Genomic DNA, 18,903 nt, shown 5'->3' with positions numbered 1-18,903 from the left:
CTCCCGGGTCACCCCCGGCGGCTTCGGGATCAGCCCCGGTGGTTTCGGATTCAGCCCCGGGATCAGCCACAGTGCGACCACGCGCTGCTCCAGGCGGCGGTGCCGTAGCCGCCGCCCCAGATGACGCACTTGCTCTTGGCCGCGAGCCGGATCGGCCCGGCGTAGGTGGTGTAGCTGCCGGAGTCGGTCTTCGACGACCCGCCCTGGACCTTCAGCACCGCGCTCATCTTGATCTTCCCGGGCACGACGTACTTCGACATCGTGATCACGCAGTTGTAGCCGTTGGACGCGTTGTAGAGCAGGTACGTCGTCGCCTGCCCGTAGGAGTGCGAGTCGACGACGGCGTAGCCGCCGCCGCACACGCCGGCGGCGGTGTACGGGTTGGGCTTGGGCGCCGCGGTCTTCGTCGGGGTGGCCTTGGCCGTCGCGCTGGGCTTGGGGGCCGCGGTGGTCTTCGCCGGAGCCGGGGTGGTCTTCGCGGGCGCCGGCGTGCTCTGCGTCGGCGTGGTGGTCTTGTAGGTGGGCTTGACCTGCTGCGGGACCGTGTGGGAGGGCGACGGCCGCGCCTGGCGGGTGCGCGCGGGGGAGGCGGCCGGCTTCGGCCACACGCTCGGCCGGCGTGCCGAGGGATTCGGCGAGGGCTTCCTGTCCTTCGGCCGCGCCGGGTTGGTGACCAGCTCGGACGGCTGCGGGACGGGCACCTCGTCGTCCAGGGACTGCGTCACCGTGGGCGACGCGGTGGGGCCGAGGGCGTCCTCGGACGAGATCTGCTGGGCGGACACCCATGTCGGCACGAGGAAGGCCGCCGCCGCGAGGACCGACACCCCGAGACCGGCCGCCGTCCACGTCAGCACCGGCCGCCGCGCTCGCGACCCGTCGGCGCCGGGCCCGCGCCGCGCGGGCGGCGTGGGGGCTCCGGCGCCCCGCGGCCCCGGAGCGGGCGCGTGCGGCCCCGGCGCGTGTGGTCCTGGTGCGTGTGGTCCCGGCGCGTGCGGCCCGGGCGCCGGACCGGCGCCGTGCGGCCCCGGCCCCGGCCCCGGTGTGTGCGGCCCCGCTGCGTGTGGGCCCGGTGCGTAGGGTCCGGGCGCGTGCGGCCCGGGTGCCTGCGGACCGGGTGCCTGCGGACCGGGTGCCTGCGGCGCCGACGGGGCGGCGACGGGCCGTACGGGCACGGTGGGCTGTCCGGTGAGCCGCGCGACCACGTCCTCGGCCGAGGGACGCAGCGTGGGGTCCTTCGACAGGCACGCGGCGACGATGTCCCGCAGGGGTGCCGCGAGGTCGCCCAGGTCGGGCTGCGCGTTCAGGATCCGGGTGATCACCGAGGGGATCGAGTCCGCGCCGAAGGCGGGCCTGCCGGTGGCGGCGAACGCCATCGTGACGCCCCAGGCGAACATGTCGGCGGACGCGCCGGCGGTGCCGCCGGAGAGCACCTCGGGGGCCAGGTAGGCGGGCGTGCCGATGGACGCGCCGGTCGCGGTGGACTGGGGCGAGTCGGGCGCCCTGGCCACCCCGAAGTCGATGACGACCGGGCCCTCGGGGCCCATCAGGACGTTGGCCGGCTTGAAGTCGCGATGGGTGATCCCAGCCCGGTGGATGGCGGCCAGCGCCGTCGCCGTGCTGATGGCGAGCCGTTCGAGTGCGGCGCCCCGGCGCGGCCCCTCCCGGTCGACGAGCTGCCGCAGCGAAGGCCCCGGCACGAACTCGCTGACGATGAACGGCTGGTTGCCCGCGAGGTCGGCGTACAGGACGGGGGCCGTGCAGAAGGGCGCGACCCGCTGCGCCAGCGCGACCTCGCGCAGGAACCGCTCCCGCGCCTCGGGATCGGCCGTCAGCCGGGTGTGCAGCAACTTGACCGCGACCTGCTCGCCCGCCGGGCCGCGCCCGAGGAAGACGATCCCCTGGCCGCCCTCACCGAGCCGGTCGACGAGCGTGAACGGGCCCAGGCGGTCGGGATCCCCAGCCTCTAACGCCACCATCGCCCCCGAATAACACGCAACCTGACAATGGGACCAAACGCTACCAGTGGTCAGATGGCCTTACCGGGGTTGAGGATGTTCAGCGGGTCGAACACCTGCTTGATGCCGTGGTGCAGTTCGGCGGCCACCGGGCCGGTCTCCAGGCCGAGCCAGCGCTTCTTCAGCAGGCCGACACCGTGTTCGCCGGTGAGCGTGCCGCCCAGGTCGAGCGCGGCGCGGAAGACCTCGTCGGCCGCGGCCCAGACCTCCTCCGGCGGCTCGGCGAGGCCGCGGTCGAACACGAACACCGGGTGCACGTTGCCGTCCCCCGCGTGGGCGACCGTCGCGATCAGCACGCCGTGCCGGGCCGCGGCCTCCTCGATCGCGGTGATCATCTCGGGGAGCACCGAGCGGGGCACGCACACGTCCTCCACCAGGCACTGGCCCAGACGCTCCTTGGCCTGGTAGGCCAGGCGCCTGACGCCGATCAGCTCGGCGGCCTCCTCCGGCGTGGACGACACCGCGACGAACGACGCGGCGCCGCACAGGTCCGCCATCTCGTCCGCCGAGCCCTCGGCCTGGGCGATGAGCATCGCCCTGGTGGACGGCTCCAGCCCGATGTTCTTCCAGTCGTCGATGGCCTGCAGGGTCGTGCGGTCCATCAGTTCGAGCATCGACGGCTGGCAGCCCGCGGCGACGATCGCCGACACGGCCGCCGCGGCGTCGCGCAGCGAGGTGAACTCGGCGGCGACCGTCGCCATCTCGCGCGGGGCCCGCCGCAGCCGCACGGTCGCGGCCGTGATCACGCCGAGCGTGCCCTCCGAGCCGACGAACAGGCCGGTCAGGTCATATCCGGCCACGCCCTTCATCGTGCGGCGGCCGGTGTTCAGCACCCGCCCGTCCGCCAGCACGACCTCCAGGCCCAGCGCCGAGTCGCGGGTCACGCCGTACTTCACGCACCTCAGGCCGCCCGCGTTGGTCGCCAGGTTGCCGCCGATGGTCGAGATTTCGTACGACGAAGGGTCGGGGGCGTACATCAGGCCGTGCTCGCGGGCCGCCCGGTCGAGGTCGGCGGTGATGACGCCGGGCTCCACGACCGCGATCTCGTCCTGCGGCGACAGCTCGCGGATCGCGGTCATCCGGGCGAGGGACAGGACGACGCAGCCGTCGACGGCCGTAGCGCCGCCGGCGAGGCCGGTGCCCGCGCCGCGCGGGACCACCGGCACCCGGTGCTCGCTCGCCCAGCGCATCGTGGCCACGACGTCGTCGCGCGTCTCCGCCAGGACCACGCCGAGCGGCCTGCCCGGCTGCACGAACGTGCGGTCCCTGGCGTACGAGTCGGTGACGTCGGGATCGGTGAGGACTCGTCCGTCCGGCAGCGCCGCGGCGAGCGCGGAGGTCAACTCGTTCACGTCTGGACTTTACGGCACGGTTCGGTATCGGGTGTCATCCGGAATTATTAACGGTTTTCGGTACAGATCACATTTTGACAACCATGCCGGATGCCTCTTTACCCGCCCTTTACCCCCTCGTTTAAGGTCCCGCATGCGCGCTCATCCCGGCGCGCCGTGCATGGGTGTCCGGGGAACCCGGACGGGAAGGGATCTCGTTGTCCAGAAGAATCCGGCGTCTCGCCGCGATCGTGCCCGCGCTCGGGCTGGCGGCAGGAGGTCTGGCCGCGGCCGGTGCGGCTGCGGCTCCCACGGCGGGCTACCAGCCCTCCGCCAAGGACCACTACATCAACTACGCGCCGCCGCGCGTGCAGGGCGACTTCACCACCATCGATGAGAAGGTCCCGGCCAAGGGCGCCAAGCGCACCGCGGCCCTGGCGCAGGCGATCGACCACAAGTTCGCGAGCGGCAACCCGGTCGCGGCGCGGGTGCTCGCCAAGCACGAGAAGCAGGCGATCAAGACCGGGAAGAACCCCTTCGACTTCATCTACAAGAAGGCGAAGACGACCCGCACCGCCAAGCTCCTCACGCTGCTGGTCGAGTTCAACGACCAGGCCAACGACGACTTCTCCGGCTGGTCCCACCCGAGGACGATCGACGACGTCGACGACTGCATCACCGAGCCGCCGGGCACCAAGCTGAACGGCCCGCTGCACAACAAGATCCCCAACCCGGCGACCGCCGGCGGCGGGGGCAAGGACAACAACTCCATGTGGGTGGCCGACTTCAACACGGCCCACTACAACAACATGCTCTACACCTCCAAGGGGATCACGACCCGGGTCCGCCCGGATCTGAAGGACCCCCGGGACGGCAAGAAGGGCATCGACATCTCCGGCTCCACCATGAAGAACATGTACGAGGAGATGTCGAAGGGCGCCTACACCGTCACCGGTGAGGCCGTCGGCTGGCTCAAGGTCCCGCACTCCGAGGCGTGGTACGGCGCGGGCAAGTGCCACACCTACCCGCAGGACATGACCGGCCACCCGGACAACCCGCGCGGCGCCGCCCAGCTCGCGGTCGACGCGGTCGACGCGCTCGTGAAGTCGAACCCGAACTTCCCGTGGGCCGACTACGACGTCGAGGACACCTCCGACGCCGACGGCGACGGCAACTTCGACGAGCCCGACGGCGTCGTCGACCACCTCGTGCTGATCCACGCCGGTGAGGACAAGTCGGGGGGCGGCGGTGCCGAGGGCACGCTCTCCCTGTGGGCCCACTCCAGCGACGTGGCCGGCGGCTACACGGTCCCGGGCACGAACGTGAAGATCTCCAACTACATCCTCCAGCCGGAGGACGCCGGGGTGGGCGTGTTCGCCCACGAGTACGGCCACGACCTCGGCCTGCCGGACCTGTACGACACCACCGGCGAGGGCGACTCCGACGTCGACTTCTGGGACCTGATGTCGAGCGGCTCGCACTCCGGGCCGATCTTCCAGTCCCTGCCCACCCACATGGGCCTGTGGGACAAGTGGGTGCTCGGGTGGGCCAACCCGAAGGTCATCGAGCCGGGCGGCAAGAACCAGCTCGTGACGGTCGGCCAGACCTCGCGTACGCCGAAGGGCACCGAGGACGGCGTGCGGATTAACCTGCCGGACAAGCAGAACATCATGTCCACCCCGCACAGCGGGTCGAACCTGTGGTGGTCCAACAGCGACCAGGACTGGGCCGACAACAAGCTGAGCAGGACCGTCGACGTCCCGGCCGGGGCGGACGCGAAGTTCTGGTGGTGGAGCGACTGGGGCATCGAGGCCGACTGGGACTACGGCTTCTTCGAGATCTCCACTGACGGCGGCGCCACATGGACCGAGCAGAAGGTCTACAACGAGGACGGCAGCCTCGCCACCACCGGCGACGACTACACCGACCCCAACGGCCGCCTGAAGGACTACGGCAACAAGAAGTACGGCCTCACCGGTGAGAGCGGCGGCTGGCACCACCTGTACGTCGACCTCGCCCCGTTCGCGGGCACGTCCGTCCAGATCCGCCTGCGCTACGCCACCGACGCGGCGTCCGTGCAGCGCGGCTGGTTCAACGACGACTTCTCGCTGAACAACGGCGCCACCGCGGTCTGGACCGACGACGTCGAGGGAGGCGCCAACGGCTGGACGGCCACCACGGGCACGTTCACCGACACCAGCGGCGCCGGCTGGGTCATCCACTCCGGCCAGGAGCAGGCGGCGCAGTACTACCTCGCCGAGTGGCGCAACTTCGACGGGTTCGACAAGGGCCTGGAGTACGCCTACGACACGACCTGGTCGCACGACGGCGCCTGGAAGGTCGAGAAGGTCAAGTACAACGCCCCCGGCCTGCTCGTGTGGTACCGCGACACCTCGGTGTCCAACAACGACGTCTCGGGCCGCACGTTCGACCTGCCGTCGGTGGGCCCGAAGGGCGAGCTGCTCATCGTGGACTCGCACTTCGAGCCGCTGCGCCGTACGGGTGAGGCGGCCGCGCACGACCCGAGCGTGCTGAAGAACCTGCCGTCCCGTCCGCAGTCGTCCAACGCGGCGTTCAACTTCGTCGGCACCTACCCGTTCAAGGAGTGCGTCGAGGGCGAGCCGTTCGTGGAGTACTGCACCTCGTTCGGCAAGCAGGCCGCGGTGAAGTCGTTCACGGACGCCAAGGGCTGGTACCCCGGCCTGGAGATTCACGACGACGGCAGCCTGTACTACCGCCAGCGTGACTCCTCGGCGGTCGTCCCGTCCAAGGACAACCAGCCGTACTCGACCAGGATCGTCCACGCGGACGGCACCCCCGCGAAGGAGCTGTACGGCACCGACATCGGCGGCCCGATTCTCGGCACCGGCAACCCCGGCGACGAGGGCAAGCAGCTCGGCGTGCAGATCAAGCTGATCAGCCCGCTGCCGGCCAACCTGGGCGCGATCGTCCAGGTCACCCCGGCCAAGAAGTAACCGCCATCGGGGTGTGAAGCCCCGTGGCCCCCGTGCCCGGCCGCCGTCCGCCCCGGACGGCAGCCGGGCACACTCGCGTCCGGGGCCGCGCATCCGGCCGCGGCGGCCCCTAGCATGTGACCGTGCGGAGCAAGGCGGAGCATACGGAGACCATCCACCGGGAGCGGAAGGCCGCCGTCGTCGTGAACACCAAGTCGCGGCGGGGCCGGCGCCACTACGCCGAGGTGCTGCGGCTGCTGAAGGAGCGCGACTTCCGGCTCACCGGCGTCCACCCCGTCACCGACCCCTCGCGGCTGCGCGACATCCTGACCCGCGCGCTCGACTCCGGCCCCGACCTGCTCGTCGTCGGGGGCGGCGACGGCACGCTGAGCAGCTCGGTCAGGCACGTGGCGGGCCGCGACGTCGCCCTCGGCGTGCTGCCGCTGGGCACCACCAACAACTTCGCCCGCAGCCTGGGGCTGCCGCTCGACCTGCCAGGGGCGATCGGCGTGTTCACCGAGGGCAAGGTGGCCGACATCGACCTCGGCATCTGCGGCGACCGGCCCTTCGCCAACCTCGCGAGCTTCGGCGTCTCGGTCGAGGTGGCGGGCACGGTCAAGCCGTGGCTCAAGCGGATGCTCGGCCGGGCGGCCTACCCGCTGACCGCGATGACGATCCTGCCGAGGCACCGGCCGTTCCGCGCCTACATCACCGTGGACGGCAAGCGCCACGAACTGCTGACCCACCAGCTCAACATCGCCAACGGCCGCTTCCACGGCGGCTGGCAGATCGCCAGGGACGTCAGCATCGACAACCGCAAGCTGGTGGCCTACCAGCTCGGCTCCGGCAAGCGGCTGCGCCTGCTCGGGGAGACCCTCGTGCGGGCGACCACCGGCAGATGGACCAGCCTCGCGGGCGGGCCGTTCGTGACCGGTCAGGAGATGCTGCTGGAGACCGACCCGCCGATGGCGGCCGACATCGACGGCGAGGTGCGGCTGCGCACCCCGCTCGTGCTCAGGACCGTCCCGAACGGCGTCCGCGTGATGGTCCCGCAGAGCTTCGAGGACACCTGATCCCTACCAGGTCGTGTCTCGTGATCTTTCCAGCCTACTGCGGTCGGCCAAATGGCGCCTCGCTGCGTTCTCGTCGTCGCCCATAGCTCCGCTATGGGCTCCTCCTCGGCCTTGCGATGCATCCACCTGGCCGATCCTCGCTATGGCAAAAGATCACGGGATACTCCCTCGGCCTCGTCGTTCTCCCCGGCCGCGAGAGTCCGGTACGCGGGCCGCAGCAGGTCGAGCAGCGGGATGTGCCTGGCCTTGACCTGCGGCGGGTCCAGCGCGCGCAGCAGCAGGTCGGGAGGAGATCCGGGATCGGCCGGCGGGCCGAGGCGGGCCGCCGAGGCGCCGGACTCGTAGAAGTCGCTCATCCGCTCGGCGAACGGGACGTCGGGCACGCCGAGCGGGTCGGGTGTCCCGCCGCCTCCCGGCTCAGCCGCGATCCGCCCGCCGTCGCCGCCGGTGGCGCGGAGGGCGTCGAGCAGGCCCTCCCTGGCCATGCCCCGCCAGGCCAGCACCAGGAACGGATCGTCGTCGAACGCCTCGGCCAGCAGGTAGAGCACGGCCGACAGGTGCTTGCACGGAAAGCCCCAGTCGGGGCAGGAGCAGTCCATGTCCAGGCCGCGCTCGCCGGGGAAGAGCGGCAGCCCGCACGCCTCGAAGACCTGCTCGATCTCCGGCGGCATCTCCCCGGCGAGCAGCTTCGCCCGGTGGAGAGCCTGCGCGGCCAGCGCCTCGACCAGCCCCGCCCACTCCCGCTCGCCGTACGCCGTGATCCGCACGCTCACGCCGTAAGGGTCCGGCCGGGAGCCCTGCACCCGGGCCTTCACCAGGCCGGGACCGAGGTCGAGGTCGAGCACCTGGCCCCGTCGCGCGTACGCGCGGCCCCGGGTCAGCCTGCCCGCGTCGCAGACGCGCTCCAGGACGTCGACGAACCGCCGCGACCACCACTGCTCGCCGATGGTCCCCCGCTTCGAGCGCGCCTTGATGCCGCCCTCGACCCTGATGGGCCGCGCGGCCTCGAACCAGCCGTCCCGCCCGACCGGCATTCACCTCACCGCCTCGGGGGACAGGCGGAACAGCTCGCGCAGCTCCGCCGTGGACAGCGCGGAGATCCAGTCCTCGCCCGTCCCTACGACGCTTTCGGCCAGGGCTTTCTTACGCTCGATCATCTCGTCGATCCGCTCCTCCAGGGTCCCCGCGCAGATGAACTTCCTGACCTGCACATTGCGGGTCTGGCCGATCCGGAACGCCCGGTCGGTCGCCTGGTTCTCCACGGCGGGGTTCCACCACCGGTCCACGTGCACGACGTGGTTGGCGGCGGTGAGGTTGAGACCGGTGCCGGCGGCCTTGAGCGACAGCAGGAAGATCATCGGCTCGTTCTCGGTCTGGAACCGCTCCACCAGCGCGTCGCGCGACTTCTTCGGCAGCCCGCCGTGCAGCCACAGCACCGGGCGGTCGAGACGCGCCGCCAGGTAGGGCTGCAGCATCGAGCCGAACTCCGCGTACTGCGTGAAGACCAGTGCCTTGTCGCCCTCGCTGAGGATCTCCTCGGCCAACTCCTCCAGCCGGGCCAGCTTCCCCGACCTGCCGGACAGCCGGGAGCCGTCCTTGAGCAGGTGGGCGGGGTGGTTGCAGACCTGCTTGAGCCTGGTCATCGCGGCCAGGACGTTTCCGCGCCGCTCGATGCCCTCGCTGCCGGCGATCCTGTCCATCATGTCCTCGACCACCGCCTGGTAGAGGCTCGCCTGCTCGGGGGTGAGCGTGCACCAGACCTTCATCTCCATCTTGTCCGGGAGGTCGGAGATGATCGCCTTGTCGGTCTTGAGGCGCCGGAGCACGAACGGGCCGGTCGCCCGCTTGAGCGCGGCCGTGGCCGCCTCGTCGCCCCGCCGTTCGATCGGCTCCTGGTAGCGGTCGCGGAAGGCCTTCGCCGACCCGAGCAGGCCGGGGTTGCAGAACTCCATGATCGACCACAGCTCGGCCAGATGGTTCTCGACCGGGGTGCCGGTCAGCGCCAGCCTCGTCCGGGCCGGGAGCGAGCGCACCGCCTGGGCCTGCCGGGCGGCGGCGTTCTTGACGGCCTGGGCCTCGTCGCAGACGACCCGGGCCCAGGTGAACCGGGCCAGGGCGTCGCGGTCGCGCAACGCCGTCCCGTACGTCGTGAGGACGAGGTCGGCCTCGCCGACCCGCCCGGCCAGTTCCTCGCCGCGCAGGCGGCCCGTGCCGTGATGGAGGTAGACGTCCAGCGAGGGCGCGAAGCGGGCGGCCTCCTTCTGCCAGTTGCTGAGCAGCGACATCGGGCACACCAGCAGCGTCGCCCCGGCCCGCTCCTCCTGCTCGCGTTCATTCAGCAGCAGTGAAAGGGTCTGTGCGGTGTTGTGGCAGAGGATGCCTCCGGCGACGAAGTTGTGGTGCTCTGCCACCTCGAAGTCATAGACGTATCCCTCGTAATCGACCTCTTCCACCGAGACGACCCGCGCGTAGAAGACCTCACGTTCCGCGCGCACGGCGAGCTCATCACGGATCGCGCGCAAGGCGTCCCGATCCAAGGCGCGATAGGCGGCAGCGACCTTCCCGGTCCATCGGTTCTCCGGTTGAATCAGATGTTCGCGTTCCGCTGCGCCGGACAACATCCGGTCCATCGCCTGGATCGCCATGGCCGCGGTCTTCGGGGAAAGCTCCTGGGTCCCCGTGAAGTAGACGGGACCGACGCCGAAATGACGCATGGGAAGGCCGGTGGACGCCCGAGCGAGCGCCAGGAGATCGCTGCCGGGTACGCCCTCCACATTCGAGTTGGCCGGCTTCGCGCAGAGGTCGTCCAACTTGGCCTGCTTCACCGGGTCGGAGAACCCGATCAGATCGCGGAACAATCGAAGCCCAGGACCGCCGATCATGCCGATTTGATAGGGCCGCCTGATTCCAGAGCCGTTGGTGGCCGCCTCCATCTTCTCAGCCGTCCGCAGCCAGATCCCGAATCGGCGGAGCATGATGCTCAGCTGGGACATAAGCCAGCGCGAGGCGGACGCGATCTCGATCATCCGCATCCCCGCGACGACACCGCCTTCAGCCGTGAAGAATTCCCTGAGGAAAAGCCGGACCGTGTCGTCGCCAGCGGCCATGATGAAGTCAGGAATGCGTTTCGCGTCGGAGAGACGGCCCCACTCGTAGCCCCGGGCGGAGAGGAACGCGGCGTAGTCGACGCTGCACAGGCGCAGATCGTGCACATCCCTTGTAGGTCGAATGGTCGGATTGTTTACGAACAGCCCATAGCGGGTGCCGATCCGGAGAATACGCTCATGGAGTTCGTCGAGAACGGCGCGGTTTTTCTGGGTGATTCGTAGATCCGCCTTGCGACTCTCGTGGCCCTCGCTTATCTGCCATGCCAGGAGTACGGTGAGGTCCGGATCGACCGGCTCCCCCTCCCATCGAATGCGGCGGGGTACGCAGATTCGGTCGCCGGGCTGGATGTTGCGGGTCCAACCGTTGACACCGAGCAAACGATGCCGCCTGGTGATCGTGATCTCACTGCCGTCGTCCAGGCGGACCCGGCGAAGCCGTTCCCACACATGCTGGCGGTAGAGGCGAGTGAACGAGGCCTGTACCACCCGGCCCTCGGCGTCGATCGCATTGGTGGAGAGCGGAGACAACGGGGTGGCCCACTCACCGCCATCCTTGAAGAGGATGCCGACGGCGTAGTTCTGCCAAATATCGGCTGCGGAGGTAAGCGCACCGTTGACGAAGATGGGCGAATCGGGCATTAGGCACTTACCGAGTCCCATGTCGTCCGCGAGAATGCCGCCGAGTCCGATTTGGGACATGAAGTCGAGCCATGCCAGCCCGCGCTCCTGGTACGGCCGGAGCGTGCCGTGGAACGCGGCCGGGGTCGCGACGGGTTCGAGACGGCGGTCGGCCTCGCCCGACAGCAGGTCGCCGAGCAGGCCGTCGGCGTCCACCTCCATGAGCGGAAGCTCGTCGTCCCCGCCGTGGACCACCTCCTGGATGACCTCGCCGATGGTCATCTGACCGGAGCCGCGGCGCTCCACCGCCCTCAGCGCGGCCCCGAGCTGCCGGGCGTCCAGCTCGACCCACTGCCCGCGCAGCCGGACCAGCGGCACCTTGAGCCGGGCCAGCTCGGCCAGCTCCGCCTCGCTGATCGTCTCGTCGCCGACGGCCAGCTCGGCCCGGAAGTCCACGAGCTGCGCCAGCCCGAACCCCTGGTCGGCGGCGGCGCCGGGTCCGGAGCGGGACCTCGTGGTGAGCTTCAGGCCGAGGCGAGTGCGGCCCGCCCACGCGGGCAGCTGCACGCCGAAGCCGGCCGACTGCAGGAGGGGCGCGGCGTGCCGGAGGAAATGGAAGGCCCCCTCCACGTCGAGGCCGACGTTCGTCGGCCGGGGTTCGCGGAGCGCGTCGTCGATCCTCGGGTAGAGACGGGCCGCCCGGCCGAGCCCGGCGAGCAGCGTCTCGTCCGGCCGTCCGGGCAGGCCGGGCAGGCCATCGCCCGCCCAGACGAGGGGAGCGGGCACGTAGAGGCTCGGGTCCTCGGCCGACTGGAGGGCGAACTCGACCCGCCACGCCCCTGCTCCCGCCTCGGCCGCGGCGCCCACGTGGGGTGCGCTGACCGCCTGCGCGGGATCTTCGGCCGGGAGGGGCTCGACGAGGCGGAAGCACACCTTGACCGGGCCGTCGAGCTGGTGCGCCGCCCTGAACCACTCCTCCAGCGGCCGGGCCAGCGCCTGCGCCTCCTCCCTGCGGGCGCCGGGAAGGGCCGCCGTGTCCCCGGTGAGCGCCACCGTCCACCGGTCGGCCAGGGGGCTGCGCGTCCCGGGGCGGTGCCCGCCGAGCAGGCGTTCGGGTAGCGCCTGCCGTACGGCGGCGTCGGCCAGGCCCGCCAGCGCCTCGGTCAGCACATGGGTGGACGGCCGCTCCCGCACCACCGCCCGGCAGACCGGCGGCATGGCGGCGGCGAGCTCGCGGAAGCGGTCGGCGTGCGCGCCGGTCAGCACCGGCCGCCAGCGCGCCGCGTAGCCGCCGTCCTCGGCGGCGAGCTGGGGCAGCACCCGGCCGCGCCGCACCAGGTCACGGGCGTGGGCGGCGACGACCGCGAGATAACGCAGGGACGGCCCGGCGATGGGTGGCGGCTCGAACTCCTCGGTCAGCAGGCGGAGTGCGGGCCCCGGCTCGACCAGCAGCGCGGGCACCCGCCATGGACTTATCCTCGGGCGGCGCGCGGTGACGCGCAGGCCGGTCTCCGGGGAAGGGAGGGGACTCGCCGCCGAACTCGGCAGCAGCAGCACGGCGTCGCCGGACACGGCCTTGCCCGCCGCCTCGGCCGCCGCGTCCCCCCAGCGGGGCAGCTCTCCGGCCAGGGCGCTCGGCGGGACGGCGAAGGGATGGGGGCGCACCTCGGCGCGGGAGGCCGCAGGCTCCGCGCCGGTCGTCTCCTCCGCCCAGAGCACGAGTTTCCCGCCGTTCCAGGCGGCGTGGATCACGACCACGCCGTCTCCTCCGCCGAGATCACGAGTTTCCCGCCGTTCCAGGCGGTGTGGATCACGACCACGCCGTCTCCTTCACCAGGAGTGCGAGCCGCCCGCCGTCGCAGGTCATGTGAGTCACGAGCACACCGTCTCCTCCCGCCAATTCGGAACGCTAGCAGCGGCGACGGAGCTTCCCGGCCGCTCCCGCCGTCGCCTGTGGACAACGCTCCGCGCGGGCCTGCCTCGACCTGCCGGGTGAACGCGCTGATCGCCTGGTCGAGCCGTGTCCGCGACATCCCCTGCCGAAGCGTCGTCGCGCGAGCGTCACTCGGCGGGCGGGAGCCGTACGGCGATGTAGCCGCGCAGGTCGTCCTCGTCGAGCGAAGCTCCGGGGAGGGGCGATCCCGCATCGGCACGCAGGCCGTCCAGCATGATCTCCACCACGCGTTCCATGGCCTGCTCGTTGTGCGTGCCCGGCGGCGTGTACACGTTCAGGGTCATCAGCAGGGCGACGTCGCCGGGGCCGATGTCGGCGCGCAGGGCGCCGTCCGCCTGCGCCTGTTCGACCATCCGCAGGACGGTGGCGATCACCAGCTGCCGCATCTCGTGCAGGTCGGGGCCGGTGCGCAGCCGCTGGTGCAGGTGTGGCTGGAGCTTGGCCGGCAGCACGCCCAGCCGCATGGCGACCGAGCCGCGCAGGAAACGGCACAACGCGTGCCAGGCGTCCGGTTCCTCCTGCCAGGACGTCTCCGCCAGATCCACGAGACGGCGCAGGCTCTCCTCGCCGACCGCCCTGAGCAGCGCTTCCCGATCGGGAAAGCGGCGGTAGAGCGTGCCGACGCCCACGCCGGCGCGGCGGGCGACCTCCTCCAGTGGCACATCGACGCCCTGCTCCAGGAACAGCTCCTGGGCCGCGGCGACGATCAGGTCCCGGTTGCGGCGCGCGTCGGCGCGCAGCCCCTTCTCCACTGCTGCCACCTCACAGACGGATCTGGACGATTTTCCTCCGGTTAGGATACCGTTGCTTATCGGAGGAAATCCCTCCGGTTAGGGGTGCGTCATGAGCACAGCGCTGATCTCGGGGGCCGGGATCGCGGGGACGACGCTGGCCTACTGGCTGGCCGGGCACGGGTTCCGGGTCACGGTGGTCGAGCGCGGGGGACGGCTCCGGTCCAGCGGCAACCCGGTGGACGTCAGAGGGCCGGCCGTCCCGGTCGCGGAGCGGATGGGCGTCATGCCCCGGCTGCGCCGGGCCACCACCGGCACGACGGGGGTCAGCTTCGTCGACGCGGCGGGCAGGCGGACCGGCCGGATGGACATGCGCGCCGTGCAGCGGCCGGACGAGGTCGAGGTGCCGCGCGGCGACCTCGCGTCGATCCTCTACGAGGCGAGCCGCGACCGCGCCGAGTTCCTCTTCGACGACTCCATCACCGCGCTCGGCCAGGACGAGCACGGGGTGGAGGTCAGCTTCGAGCGCGCCGCCCCACGCCGCTTCGATCTGGTGATCGGGGCCGACGGCCTGCACTCGGTGACGCGGCGCCTCACGTTCGGCCAGGAGACGGAGACGCCGCAGAGCGGGCTCGTACGTCACATGGGCCTGTACGTCGCGACGATGCCGCTCGGCGACGGGGCGGCCGGAGCCGGCCGGGACATCCTCATGCACAACACGCCCGGCAAGGCGGTCGCCGTCAATCCCCGGCCGGCGGGCGCGTTCTTCCTCTACCGGAGCCCCGAGGAGCCCGGCTTCGACCACCGCGACACCGAGCAGCACAAGCGGATGCTGATCGACGCCTTCGCGGACGTGTCGTGGCGGGCGCCGGAACTGCTCGACCACGTGCGCGCCGCCGACGACCTCTACTTCGACTCCGTCAGCCAGGTGCGCCTGCCCCGCTGGTGGAAGGGCCGCGTCGCGCTCCTCGGCGACGCCGCGTCCTGCGTGTCGCTGTTCGGGGATGGCTCCACCCTGGCCATCGCGGGGGCCTTCACCCTCGCCGAGGCGCTGGCCGCCCATTCCGGCGATCCCGCGGCGGCCTTCCGCCGCTACGAGGCGGCGCACCGGCGCCTGGTGGACCCCAAGCAGCGCAACGTCGCGCAGGCGTCGGCGCTCCTGGTCCCCGCGACGCGAGGCGGCATCCTCGCCAGGAACCTGGCCACCCGTCTGTGGCCCGCCGTGGCCGCCACCACGCGGCTCAAGCACGCTCTCGCACGGTGAGCGCAGGCCCCAGCCGCTCCGCTAGGAGGGGAAGGCGAAGAGGCGGTACCGGGAGACTTCGACGAAACCGAATCGCCGGTACAGCGGCTCACCGGCCGGGCTCGCGGCGAGTGCCGCCAGCCGCGTACCGCGGTCCCGTCCCACGCGGAGCGCTGCCGCGGTCAGTGCTGTGCCGACGCCGCGTCGGCGATGCGTGTCCGCGACGTGGACGAGGAAGATCCCGGCCACGTCGTGGGCCGCGATCACTGTCGTCGTCCCGACCACACGGTCCTCGAGAACCGCCGCCAGGCGGACGATGTCCGCGTTGTCCCGACGTTGCGACTCGATCCGCACGATGTCGGGTTCGAGGCTCGGCGCGACGCCCATGGAAGCGCTGTAGGTGCGTACCAGCTCCGGCAGCCGGTCATGATCGGTTACCGCCTCGATCCGCAGGCCGGCCGGCGGATCCATCGGATCCACGGCCTGGTCGAGCGATCTGACCATCACGGGGAGCGTTGTCAATTCTTGCGCTCCGCGGGTGGTCAGGGCGGACGACGTGCCCGCGGGGCTGTCGGGGCCGACCCACCACCACCAGGGCACTCCCGCGAGCCGATCTCGCGCGGTGGCGGTGATCTGCTCGACCGCAGCCAGGGAGCGGACACGGACCACTCCGTTGAACTGTGGCTGAGCCAGCCCGCTGCGGAAGTAGCCGAGGTCACCCTCACCGCGGTCCGCCGCGCCCCAACCGGTCAGGTACTGGCGGAAGTTGGCGGTCACGCGGGCCATGCTCCCGGGGTGCCACAGGGCTCGGGGGGCACGGTTGCCCGGGGATGCGGCCGCCGCGAGCGGTTCATCGGCTCCGCTTGGAACGTTCGTCATGGGTGTCACCTCTGTGGAGAAGCGGCCTTCTATTGATCTTGTGGTGTCAGGACGCCACGATTCGGTAGTCCAAGACGGGGCGGTATCCGATGCGCCGGTAGACGTTGTTGCTCGCCGGGTTGGCGAGGTCGGTGAAGAGGAGCACGTGTTCCGCGCCGGCGTCGCGAGCTGCTAGGGAGACGGCTGTGGTGACGGCGGAGCCGTAGCCCCGGCCGCGTTGTCCGGGCGGCGTGTAGACGGGGGTGATGCGGGCCGTCCCGGCCACCACGGACGTCATGGCGGCCATGGCCACTGGTTCGTCCCCGACCGCCCACAGCCGCCAGCCGCCCCGGCTCAGCCGCTCGTCGATGAACGCGTCGAGATCGGCTCCGAGTGAGCCGGCTTCCATGACGAAGCGGGTGCACCAGTCATGGAGAAGAGCCCGGTCGCCCTCGGTCGCCGCCCGCGGTGCCCCTGGTGGTGCGACGTCAGGGCGCACAAGCTGTTCGAGACGGTAGAGGCGCAGGTGCGGTCCGTGCTTCGGCGCGGAGCCGGTGGTCGTCCGCCAGGCTTCGCAGAAGGCGCGGACCGACGCGGTATCGGCCAGGAGCTGAGTGAACGGGTGAGTCCGGGCGGACAGGAGCCGGGCCAGGTGCGCTGCCGCGACCTGGGAAAGGCGGCTCGCGGCGAGGAGGTGCGGTGGCGTCCAGACGAAGGCGGCCGTCGTCGCCGTCTCTTCCGGTTCCCGCCACCAGCCCAGCACCGTGGGCGGGTTCTTGCCCCCGGATCGCAGCTGCTCGATCGTGTCGAGTCCGGACAGCAGCATGGTGTGCAGATCGGGACGTGCGGCGAGGAACGACTCCGCCTCGGAGCGGAACACTTCGGGGTCGTCTGTGATGAACCAGGTCACGGGGTGTGGTCTCCTGCTGGCCAGGGGGCGCGCGCGGTAGCCATGTGTCCCGGGGGTGTCACCAGATGAGGTGAGAGCCGCCGTGCGGACATCGACGCCGGGCAGTTCATCGAAGGAGTCGCAGATGCTCGGGCTTGTGCCACGCTCCGGGCGCCGGCGACAGCGACGGCAGGGTCGTTCGAACCTCAGGTGAGGTGTTCGGCATGGGCCCATCATGGAGGCCCCCGCCTCGCAGTGTCCACGTGATAGATGTCACCAATGATCTATATGGCCGGGCTGAACCACCGCGCCGTGAGAGAAAACCCTCCCGGCCCGCCGACGGTTCGCCGGCCGTGCCCCCTCGCCGTGGGCGCCGAGGTTGGCAACCATGGAGACTTAGATTATGGTCGCAATCTAAAGACGCACATCCACTGAGGGAAGAGGACGACCATGTCCACACAGAAGACCGGGACGGCACTCGTCACCGGCGCTACCGCAGGTCTGGGTGCCGCCTACGCCGAGGAACTGGCGGCGCGGGGGCACGACCTGCTGCTCGTCGCCCGCGACCAGGCGCGGCTGGAATCTTCCGCAGCCGGCCTCGCGCAGCGTTTCGGCGTCGAGGTTTCGGCGCTGAGCGCCGACCTGGCCACCCCGAAGGGCATGCGGAGCGTCGAGGACCGCCTGGCGGCGGACTCCTCGATCGACATGCTGGTGAACAACGCCGGCAGCGCGCTGTTCGGCCCGCTGTCCGCGGCGGACCCGGACCGGCTGGAGTGGCTGGTCACGTTCAACCTGACCTCCGTCACCCGGCTGGCGGCCGCCGCCGCGAAGGCGTTCGCCGGCCGGGGCTCGGGCACGATCGTCAACGTCTCGTCCGCCCTCGCCCTCAACATCCTGCCCGTGGGCGCGGTGTACAGCGGGACGAAGGCCTACGTGATCGCGTTCACCCAGGCCCTGGCGCAGGAATTCGCCGGCTCCGGCGTCCGGGTGCAGGTGGTGGTGCCGGGAGCGCTGGAGACGGCGATCTGGGACGGCTCGGGCATCGAACTCGACCAGCTGCCCAAGGAGGCCGTCATGGCACCCCACGACGCCGCGCGGGCCGCGCTCGCCGGTCTCGACGCCGGCGAGCTGGTCACGATCCCCTCGCTGCCGGAGTACGCCAGGTGGGAAGAGTACGAGAAGGCCCGCCAGGGACTCATCCCGGGCCTGTCCCTCACGCGCCCCGCCGAACGCTACGCCCGCTGACAGCGGGGCACGCACGCTCCTCGCCAGGACCGGAGGCCGACCGCCGCCGGCCGGGACCGCCGGCCGGCGGCGGGACGGGCCACGAGTTCAGGACGCCGTACGAACCGGCCGCGGGGCCGGGGCCTGCGGGCGCGCCCTGCGAACACGGCGTACGCGCCGCTATGGGACGTCGAGCGGGTCAGGACACCGAGGTGGCGTGCACGTCAGCGGGTTTCCGGTTGACCGGTGTCGGCGGCCCTCGCCGCCGCCGCACGCGCGGCCTGCAGGATCTGCTCCGACAAAGGCGTGCCCGCGGTGGCACGGGCGAGAAGTATGCCGCCGACGAGCGTGGCGTAGGCGGCCAATCCGGCGTCCCCGGGCGCGATCCACTCAGCGAGCTCCTGCACGCCCTTGGCGTAGGTGTCCCTGTGCTCGGGCTCACGCGCGACGTCGCCCGCGAAACCGGCTCCGGGACAACCCGTGCCGGGGTTGTCGCGATGCTCGACGGAGAAGTAGGACTCGAGCAGCGACTGCCACGCCGCCTGATGCCCTCCGGCCTCGTGGTCCAGAGCCATGAGGTCGTGCAGGTTGTCGGCGAACGCCTTGGCGGTCGCTTCGTCGACGAGAGCGGCTTTGGAGGCGAACTGCTTGTAGAAGCCGCCTTGAGTAAGCCCGATCGACTTCATCACATCCGCGATGCCGACCTTGACCACACCCTCCTCACGGAACAGTTGAGAGGCCGCGGCCACCACTCGCTCTCGGTTGGCCTTCGCTTCTGCTTGCGAGACGCGACTCATTCATCCCCTCCGTATGCCGGCTGTCCGCCCCGTCGCGGCCCGTCACAACGACCAGCGGCGCAGCGCCCCGGCCTTAAGATTATGCCTGTCGTCTATCGCCTGTCACAGC

At 71.1% G+C, this 18,903-nt stretch carries 12 protein-coding genes and 1 pseudogene; 4 read left to right on the top strand and 9 right to left on the bottom strand.

From position 1 onward, the window contains the following. Positions 1-62: 62 nt before the first annotated feature. The gene (locus BXA11_RS44385; RefSeq protein WP_076433695.1) at positions 63-1,976 is read right to left on the bottom strand and encodes a serine/threonine protein kinase; all 1,914 of its coding nucleotides are present in this window, start codon (positions 1,974-1,976) and stop codon (positions 63-65) included. 50 nt (positions 1,977-2,026) lie between these two features. After that, positions 2,027-3,367, bottom strand: coding sequence for an FAD-binding oxidoreductase (locus BXA11_RS06965; protein ID WP_239104911.1), 1,341 nt, complete (start codon positions 3,365-3,367; stop codon positions 2,027-2,029). A 197-nt stretch (positions 3,368-3,564) separates the two neighbouring features. Between BXA11_RS06965 and BXA11_RS06960 the strand changes: the two genes are divergently transcribed. Together BXA11_RS06960 and BXA11_RS06955 are read left to right on the top strand one after the other, a co-directional pair. After that, entirely contained in the window at positions 3,565-6,321 is a 2,757-nt protein-coding gene (locus tag BXA11_RS06960; RefSeq protein ID WP_076433693.1) for an immune inhibitor A domain-containing protein, read from the top strand. Between the two features lie 122 nt (positions 6,322-6,443). Then, positions 6,444-7,373, top strand: coding sequence for a diacylglycerol/lipid kinase family protein (locus tag BXA11_RS06955; protein WP_030505244.1), 930 nt, complete (start codon positions 6,444-6,446; stop codon positions 7,371-7,373). Positions 7,374-7,513: 140 nt separating this feature from the next. On the opposite strand, the gene BXA11_RS06950 is transcribed toward BXA11_RS06955, so the two are convergent. The 4 genes and pseudogenes from BXA11_RS06950 to BXA11_RS06940 all read right to left on the bottom strand — a co-directional run bounded on the left by BXA11_RS06950 (position 7,514) and on the right by BXA11_RS06940 (position 13,804). After that, positions 7,514-8,407 (bottom strand): SWIM zinc finger family protein, encoded by an 894-nt coding sequence (locus BXA11_RS06950; RefSeq protein ID WP_076433691.1) that lies wholly within the window; start codon positions 8,405-8,407, stop codon positions 7,514-7,516. Continuing rightward, positions 8,408-11,119 (bottom strand): SNF2-related protein, encoded by a 2,712-nt coding sequence (locus BXA11_RS43040; protein WP_159454743.1) that lies wholly within the window; start codon positions 11,117-11,119, stop codon positions 8,408-8,410. A 249-nt stretch (positions 11,120-11,368) separates the two neighbouring features. Continuing rightward, positions 11,369-12,316, bottom strand: a pseudogene (locus BXA11_RS44380) (SNF2 helicase-associated domain-containing protein); the annotation flags it as partial. An 843-nt stretch (positions 12,317-13,159) separates the two neighbouring features. Next, positions 13,160-13,804 (bottom strand): TetR/AcrR family transcriptional regulator, encoded by a 645-nt coding sequence (locus tag BXA11_RS06940; RefSeq protein WP_204053557.1) that lies wholly within the window; start codon positions 13,802-13,804, stop codon positions 13,160-13,162. 91 nt (positions 13,805-13,895) lie between these two features. Between BXA11_RS06940 and BXA11_RS06935 the strand changes: the two genes are divergently transcribed. Next, positions 13,896-15,047, top strand: a complete 1,152-nt coding sequence (locus tag BXA11_RS06935) for an FAD-dependent monooxygenase (RefSeq protein ID WP_076433685.1) — start codon at positions 13,896-13,898, stop codon at positions 15,045-15,047. A 21-nt stretch (positions 15,048-15,068) separates the two neighbouring features. On the opposite strand, the gene BXA11_RS06930 is transcribed toward BXA11_RS06935, so the two are convergent. Both BXA11_RS06930 and BXA11_RS06925 read right to left on the bottom strand, forming a co-directional pair. After that, positions 15,069-15,803, bottom strand: a complete 735-nt coding sequence (locus BXA11_RS06930) for a GNAT family N-acetyltransferase (RefSeq protein ID WP_076433824.1) — start codon at positions 15,801-15,803, stop codon at positions 15,069-15,071. A 148-nt stretch (positions 15,804-15,951) separates the two neighbouring features. Beyond that, positions 15,952-16,794: a GNAT family N-acetyltransferase gene (locus tag BXA11_RS06925; protein ID WP_076433683.1), complete on the bottom strand. Its 843-nt coding sequence runs from the start codon at positions 16,792-16,794 to the stop codon at positions 15,952-15,954. A 429-nt stretch (positions 16,795-17,223) separates the two neighbouring features. On the opposite strand from BXA11_RS06925, the gene BXA11_RS06920 reads away from it, so the two are divergent. After that, the gene (locus BXA11_RS06920) at positions 17,224-18,018 is read left to right on the top strand and encodes an SDR family NAD(P)-dependent oxidoreductase (RefSeq protein ID WP_076433681.1); all 795 of its coding nucleotides are present in this window, start codon (positions 17,224-17,226) and stop codon (positions 18,016-18,018) included. 203 nt (positions 18,019-18,221) lie between these two features. On the opposite strand, the gene BXA11_RS06915 is transcribed toward BXA11_RS06920, so the two are convergent. After that, positions 18,222-18,794, bottom strand: coding sequence for a TetR/AcrR family transcriptional regulator (locus tag BXA11_RS06915; protein WP_076433679.1), 573 nt, complete (start codon positions 18,792-18,794; stop codon positions 18,222-18,224). Positions 18,795-18,903 lie beyond the last annotated feature (109 nt).

The sequence above is a fragment of the Microbispora rosea genome, assembly GCF_900156315.1.
Lineage (GTDB): Bacteria > Actinomycetota > Actinomycetes > Streptosporangiales > Streptosporangiaceae > Microbispora > Microbispora rosea.
Note: the sequence above shows the minus strand (reverse complement) of the source record. Positions and strands in the feature narration are given on the sequence as shown.

What these genes read in the sequence shown, in the direction of transcription:
- BXA11_RS44385 (WP_076433695.1), bottom strand. Translation starts at nt 1,976, where the DNA reads ATGGTGGCGTTAGAGGCTGGGGATCCCGACCGCCTGGGCCCGTTCACG.
- BXA11_RS06935 (WP_076433685.1), top strand. Translation starts at nt 13,896, where the DNA reads ATGAGCACAGCGCTGATCTCGGGGGCCGGGATCGCGGGGACGACGCTG.
- BXA11_RS06920 (WP_076433681.1), top strand. Translation starts at nt 17,224, where the DNA reads ATGTCCACACAGAAGACCGGGACGGCACTCGTCACCGGCGCTACCGCA.
- BXA11_RS06915 (WP_076433679.1), bottom strand. Translation starts at nt 18,794, where the DNA reads ATGAGTCGCGTCTCGCAAGCAGAAGCGAAGGCCAACCGAGAGCGAGTG.
- BXA11_RS06950 (WP_076433691.1), bottom strand. Translation starts at nt 8,407, where the DNA reads ATGCCGGTCGGGCGGGACGGCTGGTTCGAGGCCGCGCGGCCCATCAGG.
- BXA11_RS43040 (WP_159454743.1), bottom strand. Translation starts at nt 11,119, where the DNA reads ATGCCCGATTCGCCCATCTTCGTCAACGGTGCGCTTACCTCCGCAGCC.